The sequence below is a fragment of the Streptomyces sp. NBC_01381 genome, assembly GCF_026340305.1.
GTDB lineage: Bacteria > Actinomycetota > Actinomycetes > Streptomycetales > Streptomycetaceae > Streptomyces.
This window is the reverse complement of record NZ_JAPEPI010000002.1, coordinates 3,088,605-3,113,563: the sequence shown is the minus strand read 5'-3', so window position 1 is coordinate 3,113,563 and position 24,959 is coordinate 3,088,605. Positions and strand designations below refer to the sequence as shown.

Annotated in this window: 10 protein-coding genes and 1 pseudogene; 3 read left to right on the top strand and 8 right to left on the bottom strand. The window is 71.2% G+C overall.

Annotated elements, in window-relative coordinates; all coding sequences use genetic code 11:
- Positions 1-53 precede the first annotated feature (53 nt).
- Positions 54-742, top strand: a pseudogene (locus OG453_RS35240) (DDE-type integrase/transposase/recombinase); the annotation flags it as partial.
- A 291-nt stretch (positions 743-1,033) separates the two neighbouring features.
- On the opposite strand, the gene OG453_RS35235 reads toward OG453_RS35240, so the two are convergent.
- Positions 1,034-3,259, bottom strand: coding sequence for a M9 family metallopeptidase (locus OG453_RS35235; protein ID WP_266872616.1), 2,226 nt, complete (start codon positions 3,257-3,259; stop codon positions 1,034-1,036).
- Between the two features lie 334 nt (positions 3,260-3,593).
- Between OG453_RS35235 and OG453_RS35230 the strand changes: the two genes are divergently transcribed.
- Complete coding sequence (locus tag OG453_RS35230) at positions 3,594-3,965, top strand: hypothetical protein (RefSeq protein ID WP_266872615.1); 372 nt, start codon at positions 3,594-3,596, stop codon at positions 3,963-3,965.
- 400 nt (positions 3,966-4,365) lie between these two features.
- Here the strand turns inward: OG453_RS35230 and OG453_RS35225 are convergent, their stop codons facing one another.
- The 4 genes from OG453_RS35225 to OG453_RS35210 are packed head-to-tail and all read right to left on the bottom strand — an operon-like array spanning position 4,366 to position 8,268.
- Positions 4,366-5,622 carry an ABC transporter permease gene (locus tag OG453_RS35225; RefSeq protein WP_266872614.1) on the bottom strand — a complete coding sequence of 419 codons (1,257 nt, stop codon included), beginning with the start codon at positions 5,620-5,622 and terminating at the stop codon, positions 4,366-4,368.
- Complete coding sequence (locus OG453_RS35220; RefSeq protein ID WP_323178699.1) at positions 5,619-6,344, bottom strand: ABC transporter ATP-binding protein; 726 nt, start codon at positions 6,342-6,344, stop codon at positions 5,619-5,621. Before OG453_RS35220 ends, OG453_RS35225 begins: the two co-directional genes overlap by 4 nt.
- A complete protein-coding gene (locus OG453_RS35215) occupies positions 6,341-7,711 on the bottom strand; it encodes a peptidoglycan-binding protein (protein ID WP_266872613.1) in 1,371 nt (456 codons plus the stop codon). The genes OG453_RS35220 and OG453_RS35215 overlap by 4 nt, the downstream gene beginning before the upstream one ends.
- Positions 7,708-8,268 (bottom strand): hypothetical protein, encoded by a 561-nt coding sequence (locus OG453_RS35210; protein WP_266872612.1) that lies wholly within the window; start codon positions 8,266-8,268, stop codon positions 7,708-7,710. The genes OG453_RS35215 and OG453_RS35210 overlap by 4 nt, the downstream gene beginning before the upstream one ends.
- A 116-nt stretch (positions 8,269-8,384) precedes the next feature.
- On the opposite strand from OG453_RS35210, the gene OG453_RS35205 reads away from it, so the two are divergent.
- Positions 8,385-10,700: a glycosyltransferase family 39 protein gene (locus OG453_RS35205; protein WP_266872611.1), complete on the top strand. Its 2,316-nt coding sequence runs from the start codon at positions 8,385-8,387 to the stop codon at positions 10,698-10,700.
- 52 nt (positions 10,701-10,752) lie between these two features.
- Here the strand turns inward: OG453_RS35205 and OG453_RS35200 are convergent, their stop codons facing one another.
- The 3 genes from OG453_RS35200 to OG453_RS35190 are packed head-to-tail and all read right to left on the bottom strand — an operon-like array spanning position 10,753 to position 24,952.
- Positions 10,753-11,940 carry a cytochrome P450 gene (locus tag OG453_RS35200; RefSeq protein ID WP_266872610.1) on the bottom strand — a complete coding sequence of 396 codons (1,188 nt, stop codon included), beginning with the start codon at positions 11,938-11,940 and terminating at the stop codon, positions 10,753-10,755.
- Positions 11,941-11,955: 15 nt separating this feature from the next.
- Entirely contained in the window at positions 11,956-13,143 is a 1,188-nt protein-coding gene (locus tag OG453_RS35195) for a cytochrome P450 (protein ID WP_266872609.1), read from the bottom strand.
- Between the two features lies 1 nt (position 13,144).
- Positions 13,145-24,952, bottom strand: a complete 11,808-nt coding sequence (locus OG453_RS35190) for a non-ribosomal peptide synthetase (RefSeq protein ID WP_266872608.1) — start codon at positions 24,950-24,952, stop codon at positions 13,145-13,147.
- Between the last annotated feature and the right edge of the window lie 7 nt (positions 24,953-24,959).

Genomic DNA, 24,959 nt, shown 5'->3' with positions numbered 1-24,959 from the left:
CAAGTCGCTGCCGATCTGGGCATCAACGGGTGCCGACCGAGCCGCCGACACCACTGGAGGCGGAGAGCGCCGCTCTGCGCAAGAAGGTCCGTGAGCTGGAGGAGGAACGCGAGATCCTGCGCAAGGCGGCGAAGTATTTCGTCGGGGAGACGCGCTGGTGAACCGCTTCCAATTCGTTGCCGACCACCACCGCCGCTACGGCGTGAAGCGGCTGTGCAGCATCCTGGGCATCGCCCGCTCCAGCTTCTACTACTGGCGTCGGACGGCCGCGGACCGGGCCGCCCGGCAGGCGGCCGATGCCCGCCTCGCCGCCCGGATACGGGCCGTGCACCGCGAGTCGGGCGTGCGGCTGCGTCGCAGGCACCGCACCACGATCGCGGACCGGTCTCGGCGAAGGCCCCGGACCTGATCGGCCGCGACTTCACGGCAAGCGAGCCGAACACAAAGTACGTCGGCGACATCACCCATCTCCCGCTGAACGGCGGGAAGTTCTTGTATTTGGCCACCGTCATCGCCCTCGCCTCACGGCGCCTGGTCGGCTGGGCGATCGCGGACCACATGCGCACCGATCTCGTCATCGACGCCCTGGCCGCCGCCGAGCGGACCCGCGGCAGCCTCGCCGGGGCGGGACCACCGGGCCCAGTACACCAGCCGGGCCTTCGCCGACGCCTGCCGCCAGGCCGGCCTCCGCCAGTCCATGAGCGCGATCGGCTCCAGCGCGGACAACGCACTTGCCGAGTCCACTCGGACACCGCAGTCCCATCGCCTACGAGACGGCACTCGACACAACATCAACTACCCTGGACGAGTCCTCCACCCGCATCGCCATCACCGAGGCACACGCGGCAGACCGACGACGAGAGCTACACCGTGATCTCGAAGACCCCAGCGGCCTGACGGCCGCTGGGGTCGTTTCACACCATCCCGTCGACAACCAGCACGTCGCCTTCATGCACATCTTCAGCGTCGCTCAACACCTCACCAGGCGAGCGACCCTGACAGCGCCAGCCACAGCTCACCTACCCAAGATCGCTCAGTAGCTCGTACTGACGGTCGCCCCCGTGAAGGAGGTCGTGGCGTGGAGGCTGACGTAGTGGTACGCCCCCGGCCGCAGGCCCGTCACCGTGAGGGACTCGGTGTTGTCCCGGCCGGTGGACCGGGCGGTGTGGGCGCTCGGCGTGGCCCAGGTGTCGGGGTTGAAGTAGAGGTCGGCGTTGCCGGTGCCGCCGGAGGTCTTGATGGTGAGGGACTTCGTGCCGGAGGGGATCCAGAGGTAGAAGTGGGCGGTGTTTCCGGTGGTCGCGGAGACGTTGCTGCGCCCGCAGTTCTTGCCCAGGACCCGGGTGTCGGACGCCGTGCATTCGGTCGTTCCGCCGCCCGAGAGTGTGTCCAGCCACGCGTTGAAGGAGCTGTCGTAGTTCAGCGACTTGGTGAAGGCGTACGCGTCGGCGTACTTCCCCGTCCGGTAGTAGCCGAGCAGCCTGGTCACGTCGGCGGGGTGCTTCTCCAGCATGTACCGCGCCGCCAGGTAGCCCCAGTGGTAGGTCCGGGCCGTGTTGGAGTTCGCGTAGGTGGTGTCGAAGAGGGTGCTGAGTGCGTACGTGTGCTTCGGGGCCTCTTTGAGCGCGGCGTCGTAGCGGAGGTTGCGGTAGGAGTACGACACGTACTCGGCCGCGCCCTCGATCCACCAGACGGCCGGGTGTGCCTGTCCGGCGCTGAAGTCGCCGTACATGTCGTACCGGCCGTCGAGGTAGTGGGTGTACTCGTGGTTGAGGTTCCAGATGCGGGCTGCGAAGCCATTGTCCGTGTCCCACTGGTAGGCGATGAACCGCGGCTGGTTGCCCGCGGCCGAGGGGTCGCCTTCCAGGTACATGCCGCCGTTGTTGGTGTCGATGCCGTAGATCGCGCCGGCGTAGGTCTGGTAGTCGTCCCTGGAACGGAAGGCGACCACCTCCATGGTGGTGTTGTTGTCGTCGGCCACGGGCCGCCCGCCGTCCTGGACCACGTCGTGGAAGTAGGTGTTCTGTCGGAGCAGGCTCGAACAGGCCGCCTGGAACTCGTCGTTGGTCATCTTCTGGGCCAGGATGTGCAGCACTCCGGCGCTGCAGGTGTGCTTCTGGGACAGCACTGCGGCCTTGAGCTGCTTCTCCAGGTCGCAGGTGCCGTAGGCGGAGCAGTTCGCGCTGTCCTTGCTGTTGGCCACGACGGCCACCCGTACCCAGAGCTTCGCGCGGGCGCCGGTGATCGCGCTGTTGTCAAGCAGCCACTTGCTCAGCGGGCGGACCTTGCTCCGCAGGGCGGCGTACTGCACGAACCGGGCCGTTTCCCCACCGGCGTTGGCCACCAGGAACGCGGAGTCCGTGCCCAGCAGGTCCAGGTGCTTGGCGGCGAAGCCGTGGACCGCGTCCACGATGCTCGGGTCGGCCTGTACCGCGGCCGGGTAGCCGTCCGCCCACTCCCCGCGGAACAGGACCGTGAAGACGTTGTTGACCGCGTTGCGCATGTACCAATTGGCGTTGTGGGCGCTGTCGTACGCGGCAAGCAGGCGCTTGACGACGTACAGGTAGCGCGCGTTCTCCTCGGCGCTGTCGATGAGGACGACGGCTTCCCCGAGGATCTCCCCGTTCGCGTCGCTCACGGTGCGGGTGGCCGGGTTGGCGTAGAAGGTGTCCAGCGCCTGCCTGGTCGCGGTGGCCAGGGTGCCCGTGTACGGGCCGACCGTGTCCGGGTTGTAGTAGTGGACGTAGTACCCGGCGCGCAGATACAGGATGAGCTGTTCAGTGCTGGCAGCGTTGGTCCCGTCGTACGACGCGGCGTTCGTCCGCAGCGCGTTGGCCACGGTGACCATCTGCGCCTCACGGAAGGCGTGGTACTGGTCCGAACCGGTCACGCTGAACAGCGAGTTGACGCAGCCGACCGAGGCGGCCTTGATCGCGTTGACCAGGGCCGCGCCCGTGTTGCCGGTGAAGTCGGAGACCCGGCAGTCGGCCGCGGTCCGGGTCGTCCGCAGCGCCTTGGGGGCCGTGGCGGCCGGGGGCGTGAGCGGTGCGAGCCGCTCGGCACTCTTCTGCTTGCCGGGTCTGTCCTGCTCGACGATCTCGGTCGGTCCTGAGACCGGCTTGCCGCGTGCGGCAGTGGCGGTGGCAGTGGCAGGGGCGGTGGGCTCCGGAGCGGGCCGCGCGGCCAGTGCCTGCGCGCCGCTCCCCGCCATCAGGGCGGTACTTATCAATAAGGGCACGACGTAGCGCCGTAGGGACATCGCGACTTCTCCTTCTACTGGGGATATGGAGAGCGATCTTGCTTGACATGAACACATAGCACATGTGACATGTAAAATTTCACATGGTTCATGGGCGGGCAAGACTCGCGTCCTTCATCCTTTGCGCCTTGTGTCATGCCACAACCCCCGTGCGGGTCAAGGGAATTGGGACCAGCACGGGGCCCGCTCACGAGCCCCCGGCTCACCTGCCGTCCGCAACCGCTCCGCGAAGCCGAGCCCCCCGTACTGCTCGGCCACCGACGAAGACGCTCCCGGGTCAGGGTCCTTGAAGTAGAACCCCAGCTCAGGCAGCGGTCCGGTGATCCCACCGTGAGTGCCCGCTGCGCGAACTTCGCGCCGAGCACGGAGCGGAGCATCGTCTGCCCGGTCTTTCCGTCCCTACCGGGTCTGGAACGGCTCGTCGTGGAAGGAGGTCGGCAGTGGCACCACGATCGGCTACCGCCGCCTCCTGAAGCTGTCGGAGCCGGTCACCACCAACAAGGTGCGACTGCGGATCAGCACCACCGGTGCCGACCGGGCGGTGGACGGCGACACCAGCGGTGAACAGCGCGCCGGCTCCGTCACCCACACGTCCCTCACGCTGCTCGACAGCAACCCGTGGTGGCAGGTCGACCTCGGCTCGTCCCAGCACGTCGGCAAGGTGCGCCGGCCGTTGTCGCTCGCAGAGTTCCAGGCCCTCGGCTGACACCAACACCGAGCAGGCCCCGGAAGTCGAACGGGGCCAACTGAACCACTGCCGCGTAGGCGCCGAGCAAGTGCACGACAGGGGTGTCGGCCCGCTCCCCGCAGCGAGCTTCCGTCCGACCGCACGGCCTGCAGGTGATCGCCACCGGAGAGACCGCCTCGGCGGAATCCTGCACGAGTCCTCCGCACTCGCCGCCGCCGGACCGGAGGTGATCCTCGATCGCTCGGTCGACGCCCTTCTCGCCCACGCCCACGCACTGGACGCCTTGCTCGGCTACGAGGTCCACCACCAACTCCGCGACCCGCCCGAAGGGTTGCGTGCCGCCGCAGACGGTGCGGTGCCCCTGCTGCTCGGGGGTGTCAGCAGGGGCACCGCGGCCCGGGGCGGAACGGCAGCGGGACTACGAGGTGGCCAGCGCTTCGGTGGGAGGCAGCCGGGCGGCTCGTACAGCCGGATAGAAGCCGGCCAGGCCGCCGATTACGAGGGTGGCGCCGACGCCGCCGACCATGGCCCAGACCGGCACCACCGTGGTCATGTCCTGGTACGTCGCGTAGCCGATGGTGACGCCGATGCCGAGCAGTACGCCGCCGATGCCGCCAAGGGCAGACAGCAGCAGCGCCTCGGCCAGGAACTGGGTGCGTATCTGGCCTCGGGTCGCGCCGAGCGAGCGGCGCAGGCCGATCTCGGAGCGGCGCTCGAGGACGGAGATGACCATGGTGTTGGCCACGCCGACGCCGCCGACGAGCAACGCCACGCCGCCGAGGCCCAGGAGCAGTCCGCTGAGGGTGTCGTCCGTGGCCTCCTTCGCCGCCAGTACGTCGGAGGGGCGGGAGACGTCGACCTCGTTGGGCACCTCCGGGTTGGCGGTGGCGCCGAGCTTCGCCTGGACGTCCTTGACCGCGTCCTCCTCGGCACGGACGTAGACGGTGGTCGGGTAGCCGTCGAAGCCGAGCTCCTGCTCTGCCACGCCCCAACCGATCATCGCGTTGTTGTCCAGGTCGGGCAGCAGCTCGTTCGGCGCCATCAGCCCCACGACGGTGAACCAGCGGTCGCCGAGCCAGACCCGTACCTCCGGTCCAGCGTGGTGGATGTTCAGCTGGTAGGCAGCGTTGGCGCCGAGCACGACGGCCGGGTACTTGCTGTTGGCCGCGTTGAGCCAACGGCCGTCGGTGAGCTCGGCGCCGATGGACTTCAGCAGGTCGGTACGGGCGGCGGTGACGCGCAGGCCGCCGGATTCCTCCTTCGGCATCAGGTCGTTGCGGTAGACCTTCGCGCTGGTCTTGCCGAGGGCGGAGACCGAGGTGACGTCCGGGATGTTGCCGATCATCGAGAGGGAGCGCTCGGGCAGGTGCGCGGTGCCGCCGCCGAAGGACTCGCCAGGGGACACCGTCAGGAGGTTGGTGCCGAGTGCGGCGAGGCGCTGGTTGAGGTCGTTGGTGGAGGACGAGGAGATGCCCACCACGCCGATCATGGCGGCGATACCGATGGCGATGCCCAGCGCGGACAGGAACACCCGCATCGGCCGCGCGCGCAGCCCCGAGCCGCCGACCCGGACCACATCGGCCGGGCCCATCCGGGCCGCCTTGGGGCGCGGGGGCGCCGGGAGGCTGCGCCAGGGGGCGGCACCGGTCTCCCGGGGCGGGGATGTCAGGCTCATCGGACGCTCCCTCCGGCCATCAGCTCGCCGGCCGCCGCGCCGAAAGCCGAGTCGTGCTCGATCCGGCCGTCCTTGAGCCGGACCTCCCGCGGCAGCAATGCGGCGATGTCGCGGTCGTGGGTGATGACCACGACCGTCGTGCCGGCCTCCTGCAGCTCGTGCAGGAGCTCCATCACCACCGCGCCGGAGCGGGAGTCCAGCGCGCCGGTCGGCTCGTCGGCGAGCAGCAGCGGCGGGTCGCCGAGCACCGCGCGGGCGATGGCCACGCGCTGCTTCTCGCCGCCGGAGAGCTGGTGCGGCTCGTGGTAGAGCCGCAGGCCGAGGCCGACCCGGCGCAGCGCCCGCTCGGCCAGCTCGCGTCGCTCGGCGCGGGACCGGCCGCTGTAGAGCAGCCCGTCGGCGACGCTGTCCAGCGCCGGTACGCCCTGCGCCAGGTGGAACTGCTGGAAGACGAAGCCGATGGTGGCGGCCCGCAGCGCGGACAGGTCGCGGTCGCGCAGCTCGTCGATGTCGTGGCCGCCGATACGGACCTTGCCCTCCGAGGGGCGGTCCAGGGTGCCCATGATGTTGAGCAGCGTGGACTTGCCGGAGCCGGAGGGACCGACCACCGCGAGCAGTTCGCCGTGGTGGATCACCAGGTCGGCGGACCGCAGCGCGGCGAGGTCGCCGTAGGACTTGGAAACCCCGGCCAGGTCGACCACCGGGTGGGACAGTGCGGTCACTTCGGGACCCCCACGACGGTGCCCTCGGAGATGCCGGCGCCGGAGACCTCGACCATGCTGTCGGCGAACATGCCGAGCTTGACCGGGACGTACTCGACACCGTTCGGCGCCGAGGACTTCACGACCTCCAGCGCGTAGCCGCCGCCGTCCTTGGCCACCAGGGCGCTGACCGGGACCGCGAGCACATCCTTGCGGCTCTCCGACTTCAGGGTGACGTCGACCGACGCCGCCTGATAGTTGCCGAGACCCTTCTGATCCTTCACCTTCAGCTCGACGGGGAGGGTCGATGCCTTGTCGCTGTCGCCGGAGCCGGAGTCACCGGAGCCGGAGTCGCCGGACCCCGCGTCGGCGGCGTTGGAGGGCGAGCCGACCTCGGTGACCGTCGCCTCGACGCTCGTCCCGTCAGGGAGTTTGACCTGCGCCTTCGTGCCGTTCTTGACGAGGTCCTCGTACTGGGCGTCGAGGTCCACGGTGATGACCCGCTCGGTCGCGGTCCAGGACAGCACGGTGCCGCTGAGCGCGGCGCCGACCTCGGCCTTCACCTCGGAGACCTTCCTGGCCCCGGGGGCCACCACCGCGTCGCCCGGCTTGACGGTGCCGGTCTCCTCGCGGTTCAGGTCGCCCTGCCACTCCTGCACGGCGGCGGCGGTGTCGTCGTTGTACGTGGAGTCGGCGACGAACCCGTCGTAGCCGAGGGCCTTCAGATTCTGCTCGAGGATCTTGACATCGCTGCCGGACGTGCCGGACTTCATGGTCCGGTAGAAGGGGATGTTGCCGTAGAGCAGGGGCGTCTTCTGCTGGTTGTCGCGGTAGACGTCCCCGCCGCGTTTGATGGTGTCGCCGGCCTTGGGCACCCAGGTGACGATGCCGGAGCCGCCGCCCGCTCCCGGCTTGGCGCCGCCGCCGGAGGACTGGGCCAGCACGGTGGACGCGTCGCCGTAGCTGAGCTTGCCGTCCACGGTCTGGGTGTCGGTGAGGGAGGTGCGCTGCACCTTCGCTGTCGCCGAGGGGCCTTTGGATGCCTGGGGCTTGTCGTCGTCCTTGCCGCCCAGCGTGCCGGTGGCGGCGAGGCCCGCGGCCGCGGCCACGGCGATCGCCACCAGCACGATCAGGGTGGTGCGCAGCGGCCGCCGCTTGCGGTGGCTGAGCGGCGGCTCCTCGCCGCCGCCGGCGCCGTCCTGGCCCTCGCCGCCGCCGGCTGGGACGGGGGCCGGAGCCGCGGGATCCTGGGCGGAAGCGGCGAGCGCCGCCCCGGCCGGCTGCTCGGTGGCCAGGGCACCGGGCCCGCGCACTTCCAACGCGGCGGCCGGGTCGCTGTCCGGCCCGCCGGGACCCCGCGGTCCGGGGGTGTGGTCCGGCGACGTCATTGCTCGGACCCGTCAGTGAAGTACAGCTCGCCGCCCGGCGACTTGTCCTGGCAGGCCTGCGAGGCCTTCTGCATTTTCGGGTCGTCGGGCATCATGCCGATCTTGCCGAGCGGTACGTTGAGCCGGGTGCCGTCGATCTCCGGGTCCGGGAACTTCGGGATGCCGTTCTCGCGGATGCACTTCGCCCACGAGGTCACCTTCGAGGTGTCCATCTTGCCGCCGTTCTCGCGGGAGCGCCCCTGCGGCATCTTGTCGCGGCAGGCCTCCATCGCCTGCTGGGTCTTCGGGTCGTTCTGGCCGTTGCCGGGGTTCATGATGACCCGGCCGTCGGCGTCCTGCTCCGGGTCCGGGTAGTCGGGCACGCCGTTCGCCCGCATGCACTTCGAGTAGGCCAGCGCCTGGGTGAATCCCTTGTCCTTGGTTCCAGGGGACTTACTGCTCCCCGATTCGGCGGCACTCGAGTCACCGGAGCAACCGGCGGCACCGAAAGCGGCGAGAAGCAGTGCGGACGTGGCGATCAGGGTGCGCGCTTTGGTGCGCTTGCGTGTGATGAGCATGCAGCCGTTTCTACGCGGACGGCGGTCACACGGCGGACACAGCCGCGGCCGTCCAACTGTCCATTCCGCAAGCGTTTGTGACCGCACGGTTACCGGGGCCCTCACACGGTGAGGACATGACGCTGACTGCTGCGGCCACCCACCCCGAGGCCTCCCCCGGCACCGCCCCACCGCCCCACCGCCGCTGGTTCTGGCGCTCTCCCCCGGACCAGCCGCCCTGGGCCCGCCCGGCGCTGCTGGGGGTGGCCGCGCTCGCCGCCGTGCTGTACGGCTGGAATCTCACCAGCAGTTCCTACGCCCCGTACTACTCGGTGGCCGCCCGCAGCATGTCGGAGAGCTGGCACGCGTTCTGGTTCACCGCCCTCGACCCGGCGGCCACCATCACCATGGACAAGGTCGGCGGTTTTCTGTGGCCGCAGGCCCTGGCCGCCCGGCTGTTCGGCTTTCACGCCTGGGCGCTGACCCTGCCCCAGGTGCTGGAGGGCGTGGTGTCGGTGCTGGTCCTGTACCGGGTGGTGCGCCGCTGGCAGGGTCCGGTGGCCGGGCTGGCCGCGGCGGGGCTGCTGACCATGACGCCGGTGGCCGCGTCGATGTTCGGCCACGCGATACTCGACGCCTCCCTCACCATGTGCCTGGTGCTGGCCGCGGACCAGTACCAGAAGGCGGTCATGACCGGCCGCCTGGGCCCGCTGCTGCTCAGCGGCGTATGGATCGGGCTGGGCTTCCAGGCCAAGATGATGCAGGCCTGGGTCGTCGTTCCGGCGCTCGCCCTCGGCTATCTCATCGCCGCCCCGCACCCGCTGCGCAAGCGGCTGGGGCAGCTGGTGACGGCCGGCGGCGTGCTGCTCGCCGTGTCACTGTCGTGGGTCGCGCTGATGACCTTCACCCCGGAGAGCTCGCGCCCGTACGCGGACGGCACGACCAACAACAGCGCCTTCGCCATGGTTTTCGGCTACAACGGGCTCGACCGCCTGCACGACGGCCTGATCGACGGCTCGTTCAAGGGGACCTTCCAGGGTGCGCCGCCGTCGCAGGGCCAGGCCGGCGCCCAAGCGGGCGACGCCCAGGCCATGCCGGGCACCGAGGGGTGGGGCAAGCTCTTCGGACCCCGGTTCGCCGCGCAGATCGGCTGGCTGTATCCGCTGGCGCTGCTGTCCCTGGTCCTCGGCCTGGCTCGGCACCGCCGCGCCCCGCGCACCGACCAGCGGCGGGCCGGCTATCTGATGTGGGGCGGCTGGCTGCTCACCTCGGCGGTGCTGCTCAGCGCCATGGGGGTCCCGCACACGGCCTACGTCACGCTGCTCGCACCCGCGCTGGCCGCGCTGGCCGCCGCCGGCATCGTGGCGCTGTGGCGCATCCACCGCACGGCGCTCGGCCCGCCGCAGACCCTGGTGCTGCCGGCCGTCATCGTCGTACAGGAGGCATGGACGCTGCATGTGGCCGCGGAGTACCCGGAGTTCGTGCCGTGGCTCACGCCTGTGATCCTCGCGGCGTCCGTCGCGGCCTGCGCGGCGCTCGTGTACGCGGTGCTGCCGACGCCGCCGGACGCCCGGCTGTCCCGCCGGATCGGGGTCGCCGGGCTGGTGGCGGGCTGCGTCGCGATGTTCGCCGCGCCCACGGCGTGGTCGCTGTCGGTCCTTGACTCCACGTACGCCGGCTCGTCATTCGACGCGTACGCCGGGCCGCCCTACCGGCCGGAGGGCGGCAAGCCGGGGAAGAAGAGCGGCGGGCCGGCCATATCCTCGGGCGGGCAGGGGGCTTCCGGGCAGCCGGGCCGCTCCTCCGGCCCGTCCGGGGCCCAGAGCGGCGGCGGCATCGTGACCGGGCTGAGCAAGGACCAGAAGAGACTCCTGGCGTACGTCCAAAAGCACAACCGCGGCGCCGAGTACACCTTCTCCACCGACGGCTGGGAGTCGGCGGCCCCGTACATCTACGCCAGGGCCCTGCCCCTGCTGCCGCTCGGCGGGTTCACGGGCGGGGCCAACTCGGCGACCCTGGCCGAGTACCGCAAGCTGGTCGCGGACGGCAAGCTGCGCTTCGCACTGCTGCGCGGCGGCGACGGGAAGACGGGCGCGTCACAGCCCGGAAGCTCGGTGGGGCAGATCAACGACTGGGTCAGGTCCACGTGCACCAAGGTCGAGCCGAAGGCGTACGGCGCACAGCAGCCGGGCGAGAAGGGCCCGGGTGAGCCCAAGGGAGCTGAAAGCCCGAAGGCCCCGAAGGCCCCGAAGGCCCCGAAGGAAGCCCAAGACCGGAAGGACCCGAAGGGCCGCCCAGGACCCAAGGCGCCGGAGGAGCAGACGGGATCGAGGTCCTCGGAGGATCAGGCCGGAGCGAAGCCCTCGAAGGGCAAGGCAGACCCCGAGCAGCAGGACCAGGCAGGCCCACAGGGCCAGGAGACCCTCTATCGCTGCTCCCCCGGCGCCGTATGACACCGGCCGGGCACTGACGTGGGCGACGGCCCTGTCCGGGCCGCCGTCGGCGTCACCAGGCGACCGGCAGCTCTTCCACGCCGTACTGCGCGGCGAAGGGACGGAACCGCAGCTCGGCCTCCGGAACGGCGAGCCGCAGCCCGGGGAACCGCGCCAGCAGCCCGGCGATGGAGGCCCGCAGCTGCAGGCGCGCGAGCGCGGCCCCGATGCAGTGGTGGACGCCGTGCCCGAACGCCAGGTGCGAGGAGGCGTCCGCGCGCGTGAGGTCCAGGCGGTCCTCGGGGCCGCCGGGCAGCCTGGTGCGGTTGACCGCGAGGAGGGAGCAGGAGACCGTCTCGCCGGCCTTGATCTGCTGCCCGCCGAGGGTCACGTCCTCCAGCGCCGTCCGCGGCGACGCCGTCGACACCACCGTGACGTGGCGCAGCAGTTCCTCCACCGCCTGATCCAGCAGCTCCGGCCCCGCGCGCAGCAGCGCGAGCTGGTCCGGGTGCTGCACCAGCGTGAGCACGCCCAGGCCCAGCATCTGCGTTGAGTTCTCCAGCGCGCCCAAGAGAAACGAGTTGGCGACGCCGACCAGTTCGGCGTCGGTCAGCTCCGCGCCGTGTTCGCGGACGATGGTGCCGAGCAGGTCCTCGCCGGGCTCCCGGCGCTGCCGCGCGACGATGCCGCCGAGGTACGAGATGTACGCCTTCTGTGCCGCTATCCGCCGCCGGGCGCGGCTGCCGGAGTGGGCGTCCATCCGGCTGGGCGAGCGCACGTCGAGCATCCGACCCAGCTGGGCGAGGTCGTCGCGCGGGATGCCGAGCAGCGCGCAGCTGACCAGGCCCGGCACCGGCCAGCCGAAGTGCCGCATCAGGTCGGCCGGCGGCCCGTTCTCGGCCAGCACGTCGAGCCGCTCGGCCACCACCGCTTCTACGGCCGGAGCCATCGAGCGCATGCGCCGGCTGGTGAAGGCCGGCGCCAGCAGCTTCCGTAGCCGGCCGTGCTCCGGGGGGTCGTAATGCAGCAGATTTCCGGCCTCCTTGGGCTGCGAGATGGCCTTCTGCTGTACGGGCGGCACGGAGCTGAACCGGTCGGTGTCGCTGAGCACCGCCCGTACCTCCGCGCGCCCCGTGACGACCCAGTCGAAGACTCCGGGGTCGCGGGCGACGGGCGTGCTGTGGCTCATCCGGGTCAACTCGGGCGTCGGGGCGAGGCCGTCGCGGCGCAAGTGCGGGGGCAGTTCCGGTGGCTTCGGCATGGGGTGCCTTTCCGTTTACCAGGAGACCGGGAGGTTCTCGATGCCGAAGGTGGCCATCCACGGCGGCCGGAACCGCAGGTCCTCGCGGGGCACCGCGAGCCGCAGCTCGGGGAAGCGACGCAGCACGGCCGCGAAGGCGATCCGCAGTTCCATGCGGGCGAGGGCCGCGCCCGCGCAGTAGTGGATGCCGTGGCCGAAGGCGAGGTGGTTGTCGCCCTCGCGGAGGATGTCGAGGCGGTCGCGGGCGGTCTCGTCCGGTTGGGCGCGGTTGACCGCCAGCAGCGAGCAGGAGACGACCTGCCCGGCCTCGATGGTGTGCTCGCCGATGCGCACCTCCGTCAGCGCCGTGCGTGGTGAGGCGACCGCGACGACGGTGGCGTAGCGCAGCAGTTCCTCCACCGCCCGGTCCATCAGCTCGGGTTTCCCGCGGAGCACGGCGAGTTGGTCCGGGTGGTCGAGCAGCGCCAGGATGCCCAGGCCCAGCATGCCGACCATGTTCTCGATCCCGGCGGCCATGACGGAGGCGGCCAGGCCCACCAGTTCCTTGTCGGTCACCTCCGGGCCGTGCTCCTTGATCAGCCCGCTGACGAGGTCGTCGCCGGGGTCGCGGCGCTTGGTGGCGACGTAGCGGGCCAGATAGTCGTCGAAGGCCTTGGCGGAGGCGCGGCGGGCCCGCCAGCCGCGGTTGTCGCGCCGGCTGAGGTCGAGGTGGCGGGCGAGTTCCGCCTGGTCGTCGCGGGGGATGCCGAGGAGACTGCAGCCGACCAGGCCGGGGATGGGCCAGGCGAAGTGCCGCATGAAGTCGGCCGGGCTGCCGGCCCGTTCCATGACGTCGAGGCGGTCCTCGACGATCCGCTCGACCTGCGGTTCGATCCGGCGCATCCGGCGCAGCGTGAACTCCGGCGCCAGCATTTTGCGCAGCCGGGTGTGCTCCGGCGGGTCGTGCATCAGCGGATTGCCGATCTGGGTGATCTCCCGCGACTCCTCCTCGCTGTCGGCCGGTGGCCGGGTGGAGAAGCGGCACTGGGCATCGCCGAGGATCTCCCGTACTTCGTCCCGTCCCGTGGCGACCCAGCTGATCAGCCCCGGCCCGGTGTCCTCGAGCAGCGGCGTCCGCTCGCTCATCACCTCCAGGCCCGGCGGCGGTTCCATTCCCTCCCGCACATGGTTCGGGATGATGTCGAAGGACTTCTCCGCTGCCATCTCAATCGCCCCTTCCGGCACGGATCTTCGCGGTGAGCACGCGGCCGATGCCGGACCGGTGCGCGGATTCGAGCATGTCCTCGTGGCTGGAGGTGACCTCGTGGGTCTCGATGTTCCCGGCAACGTAGGGGCGCCAGCTCGCGATGGCCTCGGTGGCCAGCAACTTCTCGGTGCGCCGCTCGGTCGCCACGAACACCAGCAGGTCGCCGCCGAAGCGGCGCGGGGTGTGGTCGCGGATGAGGCCGACGATGTTCATGATGACCTCCCGCATGTTCTCCAGCTGCGCCCCGCGCGCCTCCACGTCCCGGCCGGGACCGGCGCCGCTGTCCTCGTCCCAGCTGCCCCTGCCGTCCACCGGACCGAAGCCGCCCTCCTGGTCGCTGCCGACGGATCCGACGTCCCGGTACGGATACGCGTCGAGCAGCGCGAGCAGATCGACCTGCTCGCCCAGTTCCTCCAGCCGGCAGGCGATGGCCTGCGCGACGACACCGCCGAAGGACCAGCCGGTCAGCCGGTACGGGCCGTGCGGCTGCACGCTCCGCAGCTGGGCAACGTAGTCGTCCACCATCTCTTCCATGCTCTGCGGCAGCGGCTCCGGGCCGGCGAGGCCGCGCGCCTGGATGCCGTACATCGGCAGATCGGCCGGAAGGTGCGGCAGCAAGGTGGCATAACTCCAGCTCAGGCCGGTGCCGTGGTGAATGCAGAACAGCGGCCGGCGATCGCCCTCGGCACGCAGCGGCAGCAGCACCCCGAGGTCCTCGGAGTTTCTGACGGTGCGTCGGCCAACGCCGTCGCGCCGGTGCCGGTCCGGGTCGCCCGCGGCGTGCGGCCGCAGCAGGCCGGAGGCTTCGCGCCGGGCCCATTGGCCGGTGCGCAGCATCCGTTCGCCGCGGCGGCCGAAGGGGCTGGCGACGAGGCGGCTGCCGGTCTCGCCGGATGCGTCCGGGTAGCGGTGCGCGAGCGCCGGGCCGGTGACGTACACCTCGCCCAGGGCGCCCGGCGGGACCGGACGGAGGTAGAAGTCCAGCAGATGGGCACGGGTGCCGTCCGGCCACCGCACGTCCGTGCCCTGGTCGCCTGGCGCTGCCGCCGGCCGCTCGGTCAGGGCCCGCTCGCCCTCGTCAAGGAGCTCGAGTCTGCCGATCGGGAGTTCCGGATCCTTCGCGACCTGCTCCAGCACCCGCACCAGCCGGCGGGCGAAGGCGGCGGCCTCCGGCTCGTCGAAGAGGTCGACGGCGTAGTCCAGGCTGCCGACGATGCCGTCCGGGTCCCCGTAGTCCTCGAAGCTCTCGGTCAGGGTGAGCCGCAGGTCGAGCGCGGAGTTCTGGGGCGGCAGCGGCAGCCTGGTGGTGGCCAGCCCCGGCAACCCCGCGTCCTCCCACTTCTCGGCGATGTCGTCGCGTACGTCGAGGAGAACCTGAAATACCGGGTGATGGGCTCCGCTCGACCTCGGCTCCAGCCGCTCCACCAGCCGGTCGAAGGGCACGTCCTGGTTCTGCAGCGCTTCCTGGTACGCCTCCCTGGCCCGCTTGACCAGGGTGCGGAAGGCCGGGTTGCCGTGGGTGTCCAGGCGCAGCGACAGCAGCCCGGACAGCGGCCCGACCACGCCTTCCAGGCTCTCCTCCCCGTCCGGCCGCGGCAGTACGGTGCCCAGCAGCAGGTCCGTGCCGGCGCCGAGCCGGGAGAGCAGCAGCGCGAGCGCGGCATGCACCGCCGTGAAGGTGGTCGCGCCGGCGGCGTCGGCCGCGTCAAGGAGCTGGGCGTGGGTATCCGCCGGGATCCGGATCGGGATGGAGGCGGTGCGCCGGTCCGGCCCGGCCGCCGGCTCCCGGTCCGTCGGCAGTCCGGTCCGCAGCGGGGCGTCGGCCCAGGCGGCCCTCCAGTACTCGAGCTGATCGGCGACCAGGCTCTCCGCCTCCTCCTCACCCTTGAGCAGCCCGCGCTCCCAGAGCGCGTAGTCGGCGAACTGCAGTGGCAGCGGCGCCCGTTCCGACGCCCGCCCTTCGCGGCGTGCCCCGTAGGCGGCCGCGAGGTCGCGGATCAGCAGATTCACCGAGGACTCGTCCGCCGCGATCGGGTGGATGACGAGGAGCAGCACATGCCCGGTGGCCGAGAGCCTGAAGAGATGCTGCGCCCAGGGCATCTCCCGGGACAGGTCGAAGCACTGCCGAATACGGGACGCCAGCAGCCCGGGCAGCTCGTCCTCGCTCGCCGGCAGTACCGCCGGCAGCACCGCCGGCCCGGCGCGTACAACGTCGTCGCCGGCCTCGGACGGCTCCTGCACCAGCGTGCCCTCCGGGCTCTCCCGGAACCGCGTACGCAACAGCTCATGCCGCGCCACCACATCGGCCAGCGCCGCCCGCAGAGCCGGCACGTCCAACTCGCCCTCGAGCCGCAGCGCGGCGGCGAGGTTGCTCGTCGCGTCCGCGCCGGCCGCCCGTTCCGCCTGCCAGACCCGCTGCTGATGCACGGAGGCGGGGAGTTCGGCGGGCCGCTGTTCCACCGCCCGCAGCGGCGGCCGCAGCTTGGCGCCGAGCAGCCGCTCCACGCCGACCGGGGTCGAGGCGCCGAAGAACTGCCGGATGCTCAGCTCAGCGCCGAGTTCGGTACGGACCCGTCCCGCCAGCCGCATCGCCAGGGCCGAGTTGCCGCCCAGGTCGAAGAAGTTGTCGTCCGGCCCGACCCGCTCCAGGCCCAACACCTCGGCGAAGAGGACGCACAGCGTCTCCTGGAGTTCACCCTGCGCCGCCTGCGCCGAGACCAGGTTGGCGTAGCTCGGCGCGGGCAGGGCGGACTTGTGCAGCTTGCCGTTGGGGGTGAGCGGCAGCGCGTCGAGCGCCATCACCGTGGCCGGAACCATGTACTCGGGCAGCCGGGCGGCGGCGAACTCCCGCACGGCGGCGGGGTCCAGTCCGCCGCCCTCGACGGGGACGGCGTAGGCGACCAGGCGGGGGTCGCCGGGCCGGTCCTCGCGGACGACGACGGCCGCCTGGGCGATGTGTTCGTGGGCGGCGATGACCGACTCAATCTCGCCGAGTTCGATGCGGAAGCCGCGGATCTTGACCTGTTCGTCGGCGCGGCCCTGGAAGTACAGCAGCCCGTCGCCACTCCATTTGGCGAGGTCGCCGGTGCGGTACATGCGCGCGCCGTCGGCGTACGGGCAGGCCACGAAGCGTTCGGCGGTCAGGTCCCGGCGGCCCAGGTAGCCGCGGGCCAGACCCGGACCGGCGAGATAGATCTCGCCGGTGGCACCGATCGGCACCGGACGTAGGAAATCGTCCAGGACATAGACCCGGGTGTTGGGCAGCGGGCTGCCGATCGCCGGGGGCTGATCGTCCGGTGTGATGCCCTCGTCGAGCGCCACGGCCGTGGCAATGACGGTCGACTCGGTCGGACCGTAGGTGTTCCACAGCCCGGCCGCCGCCCGCCACTTGGCGGCGAGGTCGGCGGTCAGCCGCTCGGCACCCAGCACCCAGTTGCGTACGCCGGGGACGGTCTGCGGGTCCAGGACTCCGAGCAAGGAGGGCACCACGCTCGCGACGGTGACACCACTTCCCTCGACCATGGCGGCCAGGGCCTGCGGGTCGGCGCGCTCCTCACCGGCGGCGATCGCCAGGGTGCCGCCGGACGCCAGAGTCACGGCTACGTCAAGCACCGAGGCGTCGAAGCTGAACGACGCGAACTGCAACGTCACCTCGCCAGGACCGGCGCCCAGCACAGGCCCCATCGCCTCGACGAGATTGGCCGGGCCTCGGTGGGGGACAGCGACGCCCTTGGGGCGGCCGGTGGAGCCGGAGGTGTAGATCACGTACGCCAACTGGTCGTGAGCCACCTCTATTTCGAGCGGCAGCTCCGACTCCGCGGTGATCGCCTCCTCCGCGTCGGCCAGCACGGCGGTGTCCAGCACGACCTGTGCCTCGCTGGACGCGACCATGAACTCGAGGCGGTCGGCGGGGTACTCCGGGTCCAGCGGCACGTACGCGCCGCCAGCCTTCCACACCGCCAGCATCGACACCACCATGTCGACGCCGCGCGGCAACCGCAGACCCACCCGCGACTCCCCGCGCACGCCCTGCCGACGCAGGTAGCGGGCCAGCCGATTCGACCGCGCCTCCAGCTCCGCGTACGACAGCTCCTCGGACCCGCAGCGCACCGCGGCCACGTCCGGGGTCCGGACCACCCACTCCTGGAAGCGCTCCGGCACGGTCAGCGGGCCGAACGGCCGGGTGCCGGCGTTCCATTCCTCGACCACGCGCGCCCGTTCGTCCGTCTCGAGTACGTCGATCTCGCTCAGCCGCACCTGCGGATCGGCGGCCACCTGCTCCAGGACCCGTACGAGACGGTCACCAAGGGCCCGTACCGTCGACTCGTCGAAGAGATCCGCCGCGTACAGAATCCCGCCCCCGAGACCCGCCGGAGCGCCATCCACACCCCACCGCTCACCCAGGGATACGGACAGGTCGAACCGCGCCGGAGGCGCGGCGGCCGGCGGGAACGGGGTGACGCGTAGGCCGGGCAGCTGCCATTCGGCCTCGGGGATGTTCTGCAGCGCCAGCATCACCTGGAACAGCGGGTTGCGGGACAGCGAGCGCGCCGGGTTCAGCTCCTCCACCAGCCGCTCGAACGGCACGTCCTGATGCGCGTACGCCGCCAGATCCGCCTCCCGCACCCGCCGCAGTACCTCCGCGAACGACGGATCACCTTCCAGATCCGCCCGCAGCACCAGCGTGTTCACGAAGAACCCCGACAGCCCCTCCAGCTGCGCATCCCCGCGTCCCGCGACGGGCGTACCGAGGGGGATGTCCGACCCGGCGCCCATCCGCGACAGCAACACCGACAGCGCGGCATGCACCAGCATGAACATCGTCGCCCGGCCGCGCCCGGCCGCCTCGATCAGGCGGGCGTGCGTCTGTGCGGACACATCGACGTCCACCGTTCCGCTGCGGAAGGAGGGGGTCGCGGTACGGGCGCGGTCCATCGGCAGCGCCAGCTCGGGTGGTGCGTCGGCGAGCGTGTCCTTCCAGTACGCCAGCTGCCCGCTGATCACACTCTCCGGATCACCCGGGTCACCCAGCGCCTCCCGCTGCCAGAGGGCATAGTCCGCGTACTGCACCGGCAACGGGTCCCAGCCCGGCGCCCGCCCTTCGCAGCGAGCCTCGTACGCCACCCGCAGATCCCGGGCCAGCACCCCCATCGACCAGCCGTCCGAGGCAATGTGATGCACCACCAACAGCAGCACAAACTCCCTCGGCGCCACCCGCAGCAACGACACCCGCCACGGCAGCTCCACACTCAGATCAAAGCCACGGCCGCTGAGCCCGGCCAGAGTCTCATCGAGGCGGGACTCCTCGGTGTCCACGACGGCCGGCCGCGGATGGGCATCATGTCCGGCCAGTACGTGCTGGCGGGGCTTGCCCTCCCGGTCGGGGTAGACGGTGCGCAGGCTCTCGTGCCGGTCCGCGACATCGCCGAGCGCCGCCTCCAGCGCCTGCAGATCCAGCTCACCCTCCATCCGCAGCGCCAGTGGCAGGTTGTACGCCCCCGCCGCCTCCGAGTCCACGCCGTCCATCCGGCTCAGGAACCACATGCGCTGCTGGCCGAACGACAGCGGCACGTCGTCGGGCCGCGGCTGCGGCCGCAGCGCCACCCGGTTCTCGGCCGCGGCGTCGCCAACCAACCGGGCGATCCCGGCCACAGTGGGTGCGCCGAAGACGTCGCGGATACCCACCTCGGTGTCAAGCACCGCGCGGATTCGGGCGACGAGCCGCATGCCGAGCAGTGAGTCCCCGCCCAGTTGGAAGAAGTCGTCATCGATACGGACCTCGCCAATGCCGAGGACCTGGGCGAAGAGGGTGCAGAGGATTTCCTCGACGGGGGTGGATGGTGCCCGTCCGTGACCGGTGGCAGTTTCGGGGGTGGGGAGGGCGGCCTTGTCGACCTTGCCGTTGGGGGTGAGCGGCAGGGCGTCCAGGACCGTGATGGTGGCCGGCACCATGTGGTCGGGGAGGCGGGTGGCGGTGAACTCCCGTATGGCGGCGGGGTCCAGCGACGCGTCGGACACAACGTAGGCGGCTATGCGGTCGTCGCGGGCGACGACGGTGGCCTGGGCGATGTCGGGGTGGGCGGCGAGGACGGATTCGATCTCGCCGAGTTCGATGCGGAAGCCGCGGATCTTGACCTGTTCGTCCGCGCGGCCCTGGAAGTGCAGCAGCCCGTCGCCGCTCCATTTGGCGAGGTCGCCGGTGCGGTACATGCGGGCGCCGTCGGCGTACGGGCAGGCCACGAAACGTTCGGCGGTCAGGTCCCGGCGGCCCAGATAGCCGCGGGCCAGACCCGGACCGGCCAGATACACCTCGCCGGTGGCACCGATCGGCACCGGACGCAGGAAATCGTCCAGGACATAGACCTGAGTGTTGGGCAGGGGACTGCCGATCGCCGGCGCTTCGTCGTCGGATGTGAAGCTTGCCGGCAGTTCCACGGCCGTGGTCATGACGGTCGCCTCGGTCGGCCCGTAGGTGTTCCACAGACCCGCCTGAGCACGCCACTTGGCGGCCAGGTCGGCGGTCAATCGCTCGGCACCCAGCACCCAGTTGCGTATGCCGGGGACGGTATGCGGGTCGAGCACGGACAACAGAGACGGCACCACGCTGGCCACCGTCACCCCAGCCGTACGGACCATGTCGGCCAGCGCCTGCGGATCCGTGCGCTCCTCGCTGGCCGCGATAGCCAGGGTGCCACCGGACGCGAGAGTGGCGGCCACGTCGAGCACCGAGGCATCGAAGCTGAACGACGCGAACTGCAACGTCACCTCACCAGGACCGGCACCCAGCACCGGACCCATCGCCTCGACCAGATTGGCCACACCCCGGTGCGCCACCGCCACACCCTTCGGACGGCCCGTCGACCCCGAGGTGTAGATGACATACGCCAACTGACCGGCATCCACCACGGCCTCAAGCGGCGCGTCGGGCTCGGCGACAATCGCGCCCTCGGCCCTCGCCAACCACTCCGCGTCGATCACCAAGGACGCGCCGCTGTCGACGGTCATGAACTCCAGCCGGTCCGCGGGGTACTCCGGATCCAGCGGCACATACGCACCCCCGGCCTTCCACACCGCCAGCATCGACACCACCATGTCGACACCCCGCGGCAGCCGCAGACCCACCCGCGACTCCCCGCGCACACCCTGACGACGCAGGTAGCGGGCCAGCCGATTCGACCGGACCTCCAACTCCCCGTACGACAGCTCCTCGGATCCGCAGCGCACCGCGGCCACGTCCGGAGCCCGAACCACCTGCGCCGCGATGGCCTCCACTACCGTGGCCGACTCGACCGGCCGGGTGTCGGCGTTCCACTCCCCCACCACCCGCGCCCGCTCACCCGCGTCGAGTACGTCGATCTCGCTCAGCCGCATCTGGGGATCGGCGGCCACCTGCTCCAGGACCCGTACGAGGCGGTCGCCGAGAGCCCGTACGGTCGATTCGTCGAAGAGATCCGCCGCGTACAGAATCCCGCCCCCGAGACCCGCCGGAGAGCCATCCGCACCCCGCCGCTCGCCCAGCGTCACGGCGAGGTCGAATCGCGCCGGCAACTCCGCCACGGGCGGGAGCGGCGTGACCCGGAGGCCGGGGAGCTGCCATTCGGCCTCAGGTATGTTCTGCAGCGCGAGCATCACCTGGAACAGCGGGTTGCGGGACAGCGAGCGCGCCGGGTTCAGCTCCTCCACCAGCCGCTCGAACGGCACATCCTGATGCGCGTACGCCGCCAGATCCGTCTCCCGGACGCGCCGCAGCACCTCGGCGAAGGACGGGTCACCTTCCAGATCCGCCCGCAGCACCAGCGTGTTCACGAAGAACCCCGACAGTCCCTCCAGCTGCGCGTCCCCGCGGCCGGCGATGCCGGTGCCCACGGGAATGTCCGACCCGGCGCCCATCCGCGAAAGCAGCACCGACAGCGCAGCATGCACCAGCATGAACATCGTCGCCCGGCCCCGGGCAGCCACCGCCACCAGCCGCCGGTGCGTGTCCGCATCCACCGAGACCGGCACACTGCCGCCTTGGAAGGAGGGCTCCCCCCTGCGCGCACGGTCCACCGGCAGGGCCAGCTCCGGCGGCGCGTCGGCCAGGGCGTCCTTCCAGTACGCCAGCTGCCCGCTGATCACACTCTCCGGATCACCGGGATCACCCAACGCCTCCCGCTGCCACAGCGCGTAATCCGCGTACTGCACCGGCAGCGCTTCCCAGCCCGGCGTCCGACCCGCACACCGCGCCTCGTACGCGACCCGCAGATCCCGCGCCAGCACCCCCATCGACCAGCCGTCCGAGGCAATGTGGTGCACCACCAACAGCAGCACGGACTCCTCCGGTGCCACCCGCAGCAACGACACCCGCCACGGCAGCTCCGTACTCAGATCGAAGCCGCGGCCCGACGCTGCCGCGAGCTGTTCCTCCAGTCGCCCCGCATCGGCCGGCCGCACGTCCAGCGCGGGCCGTCCGGCAGCACCCTCCAGCACCTGCTGCCACGGCTCGCCATCCGCATCGGGGAAGACGGTCCGCAGGGTCTCGTGCCGGTCCGCGACGTCGCCGAGCGCCGCCTCCAGCGCCTGCAGATCCAGCTCACCCTCCATCCGCAGCGCCAGCGGCAAGTTGTACGCCCCCGCCGCCTCCGAGTCCGCCTCGGCGAGCCGGTTCAGGAACCACATGCGGCGTTGTGCGTACGAGACCGGCACCTGGTCGGGGCGCGGCTGCGGCAACAGCTCCATCTGCTTGCGTTCGACGGCGCCAGCCAGCTGCCGCGCCAGCCCGGCGGGCGAGGGTGTGCCGAACAGGTCGCGGATGCTCACTTTCGCGTCCAGCACCGCCCGGATACGCGCGACGAGCCGCATGCCGAGCAGTGAATCCCCACCGAGCTCGAAGAAGTCGTCTTCCGGCCCCACCCGTTCCACACCCAGCACATCGGCGAACAGCCCGCAAAGGATCTCCTCCACGGGCGTGGCTGCCGCCCGGCCCTGGCCGGCCGCGTACTCGGGTGCGGGCAGCGCCGCCTTGTCGACCTTGCCATTGGGGGTGAGCGGCAGGGCGTCCAGCACCGTCACGGTGGCCGGGACCATGTGGTCCGGGAGGCGGGCGGCGGTGAATTCCCTGATGGCGGCGGTGTCCGGAGCGGCCTCTGATACCGCGTACGCGGCGATGCGGTCGTCGCGGACGACGACGGTGGCCTGGGTGACATCGGGGTGGGCGGCGATGACGGATTCGATCTCGCCGAGTTCGATGCGGAACCCGCGGATCTTGACCTGTTCGTCGGCGCGGCCCTGGAAGTGCAGCAGCCCGTCGGCGCTCCATTTGGCGAGGTCGCCGGTGCGGTACATGCGGGCCCCGTCGCCGTGCGGGCAGGCCACGAAGCGCTCCGCGGTCATCTCCCGACGGCCCAGGTAGCCGCGGGCCAGACCCGGGCCGACCAGATAGACCTCGCCGACTACACCCGGCGGCACCGGCCGCAGGAAGTCATCCAGGACGTACACCTGGGTGTTGGACAGTGGAATGCCGATCGCCGGCGGCTGATCGTCCGGGGTGATGCCGGTACTGAGCGCTACGGCCGTCGTCATCACGGTGGCCTCGGTCGGGCCATAGGTGTTCCACACCTCGGCCCCGGCGCGCCACTTGGCGGCCAGGCCGGCGGTCAGCCGCTCGGCGCCCAGGACCCAGTTCCGTACCCCCGGCACAGACCGCGGATCGAGCACCGACAGCAGCGACGGCACCACACTGGCCACCGTCACCCCAGCCGTACGGACCATGTCGGCCAGCGCCTGCGGATCCGTGCGCTCCTCGCTGGTGGCGATCGCCAGGGTGCCGCCGGACGCCAGGGTGACGGCGACGTCGAGCACCGAGGCGTCGAAGCTGAACGACGCGAACTGCAGCGTCACCTCGCCAGGACCGGTGCCCAGCACCGGCGCCATCGCCTCGACCAGATTGGCCACACCCCGATGCGCGACGGCCACACCCTTCGGGCGTCCTGTGGAGCCCGAGGTGTAGATGACGTACGCCAACTGATCAGGATCAAGCTCCACTTCGAGCGGCGCGTCCGACTCGGCAGCAACCGCCACACCCACGTCCGCCAGCCACTCGACATCGATCACCACCGACGCACCGCTGTCGACCGTCATGAACTCCAGCCGGTCCGCGGGGTACTCCGGATCCAACGGCACATACGCACCCCCGGCCTTCCACACCGCCACCATCGAGACGATCATGTCGATGCCACGTGGCAGCCGCAGGCCCACCCGCGACTCCCGGCCCACACCGCGATCACGTAGATACCGAGCCAGCCGATTCGACCTGGCATCCAGCTCCCCGTACGAGACGGCCTCCGCCCCACACCGCACCGCTGCCGCCTCCGGGTCCTGGACCGCCCGCTCCCGGAAACACTCAGGGACGGACAGTGACGACACCAGCCGCGCCGTGGCGTTCCACTCCCCCACCACCCGCGCCCGCTCCCCCGCATCCAGCAGCTCGATCTCGCCCACCCGCACCCGCGGATCCGCCGCCACCTGCTCCAGCACCCGCACCAACCGGCCAGCGATCGCGGCGATGTCCTCCCGCCCGAACAGCTCCTCCTGGTAGTCCAGCTTGAGATGCATCCGCTCCTCGGGCACCACGATCAGCGCGAGCGGATAGTGGGAGGCGTCCCGCACCGCCGGTGTGCGGCGGATTTCGAGGCGTCCCGGGGCGGGCTCCTCCTTCGGCGGGCTGGGGTAGTTCTCGTACACCACGATCGTGTCGAAGACGCCGCCCGGGCCGGCAATACGCTGCACCTCGGGCAGTCCGAGGTGCTGGTGCGCCATCAGCGCGGACTGGCGTTTCTGCAGGTCGGCGAGGAGTTGGGCGACCGGTTGGGCGGCCTCGAGGCGAACCCGCACGGGGAGGGTGTTCATGAAGAGGCCGACCATGGACTCCACGCCGGGCAGTTCCGCGGGCCGCCCGGCGGCGGTCGCGCCGAACACCACATCCGTGCGGCCGGCCAGCTGCCCCAGAACCAGCGCCCAGGCCGCCTGGATCACGGTGTTGAGGGTCACGCCCTGGCCGCGGGCCAGCCGGGTGAGGTCCTGGGTCAGCTCGGCCGAGAGGTCGGTGATGAGGTTCGCGGGCTCGCCGGGACGCCTGCCCGGGTCGGCCGGGGCGACCAGCGTCGGCTCTTCGGCGCCGGCGAGTTCCGCCTGCCAGGCCGCCCGCGCGGCCGGCTTGTCCTGGCGCTGCAGCCAGGCCAGGTAGTCCCGGTACGAGGTGGCCCTGGGCAGTGCGCGCGTGTCGCCGCCGGCCGCGTAGATGGCCGCCAGTTCGCCGAAGAGCACGGGCAACGACCAGCCGTCCATGAGGACGTGGTGGCTGGTCAGCACGAGCCGGTGGCGGTCTTCGGCGAGGCGGACGAGGAGCAGTCGCAGCAGCGGCGGCGTCGCCGGGTCGAAGCGCTCCCGCAATTCCGCCGCGCACCGCCGCTCGATCTCGGCGGCCGCGTCGGCTTCCGCCAGCCCGCTGACGTCCGCGTGCTGCCACGGCAGGGTCACCTCGCGGGCGATGACCTGCACCGGTTCGCCTGAGCTCCGCCGCCGGAAGCTCGCCCGCAGCGCAGCGTGCCGATCCAGCAGCGCTTCCCAGGAGGCACGCAGCATGTCGGCGTCCAGGGGCCCGATCAGGTCGACGCCACGCTGGCCCTGGTACACATCGGCGCCCTGGTCGTCGAACGAAGCGTGGAACAGCAGCCCTTCCTGCAGCGGCGACAGCGGCCAAACGTCCTCGACACGGGCTCGGGCCATCGGGTTT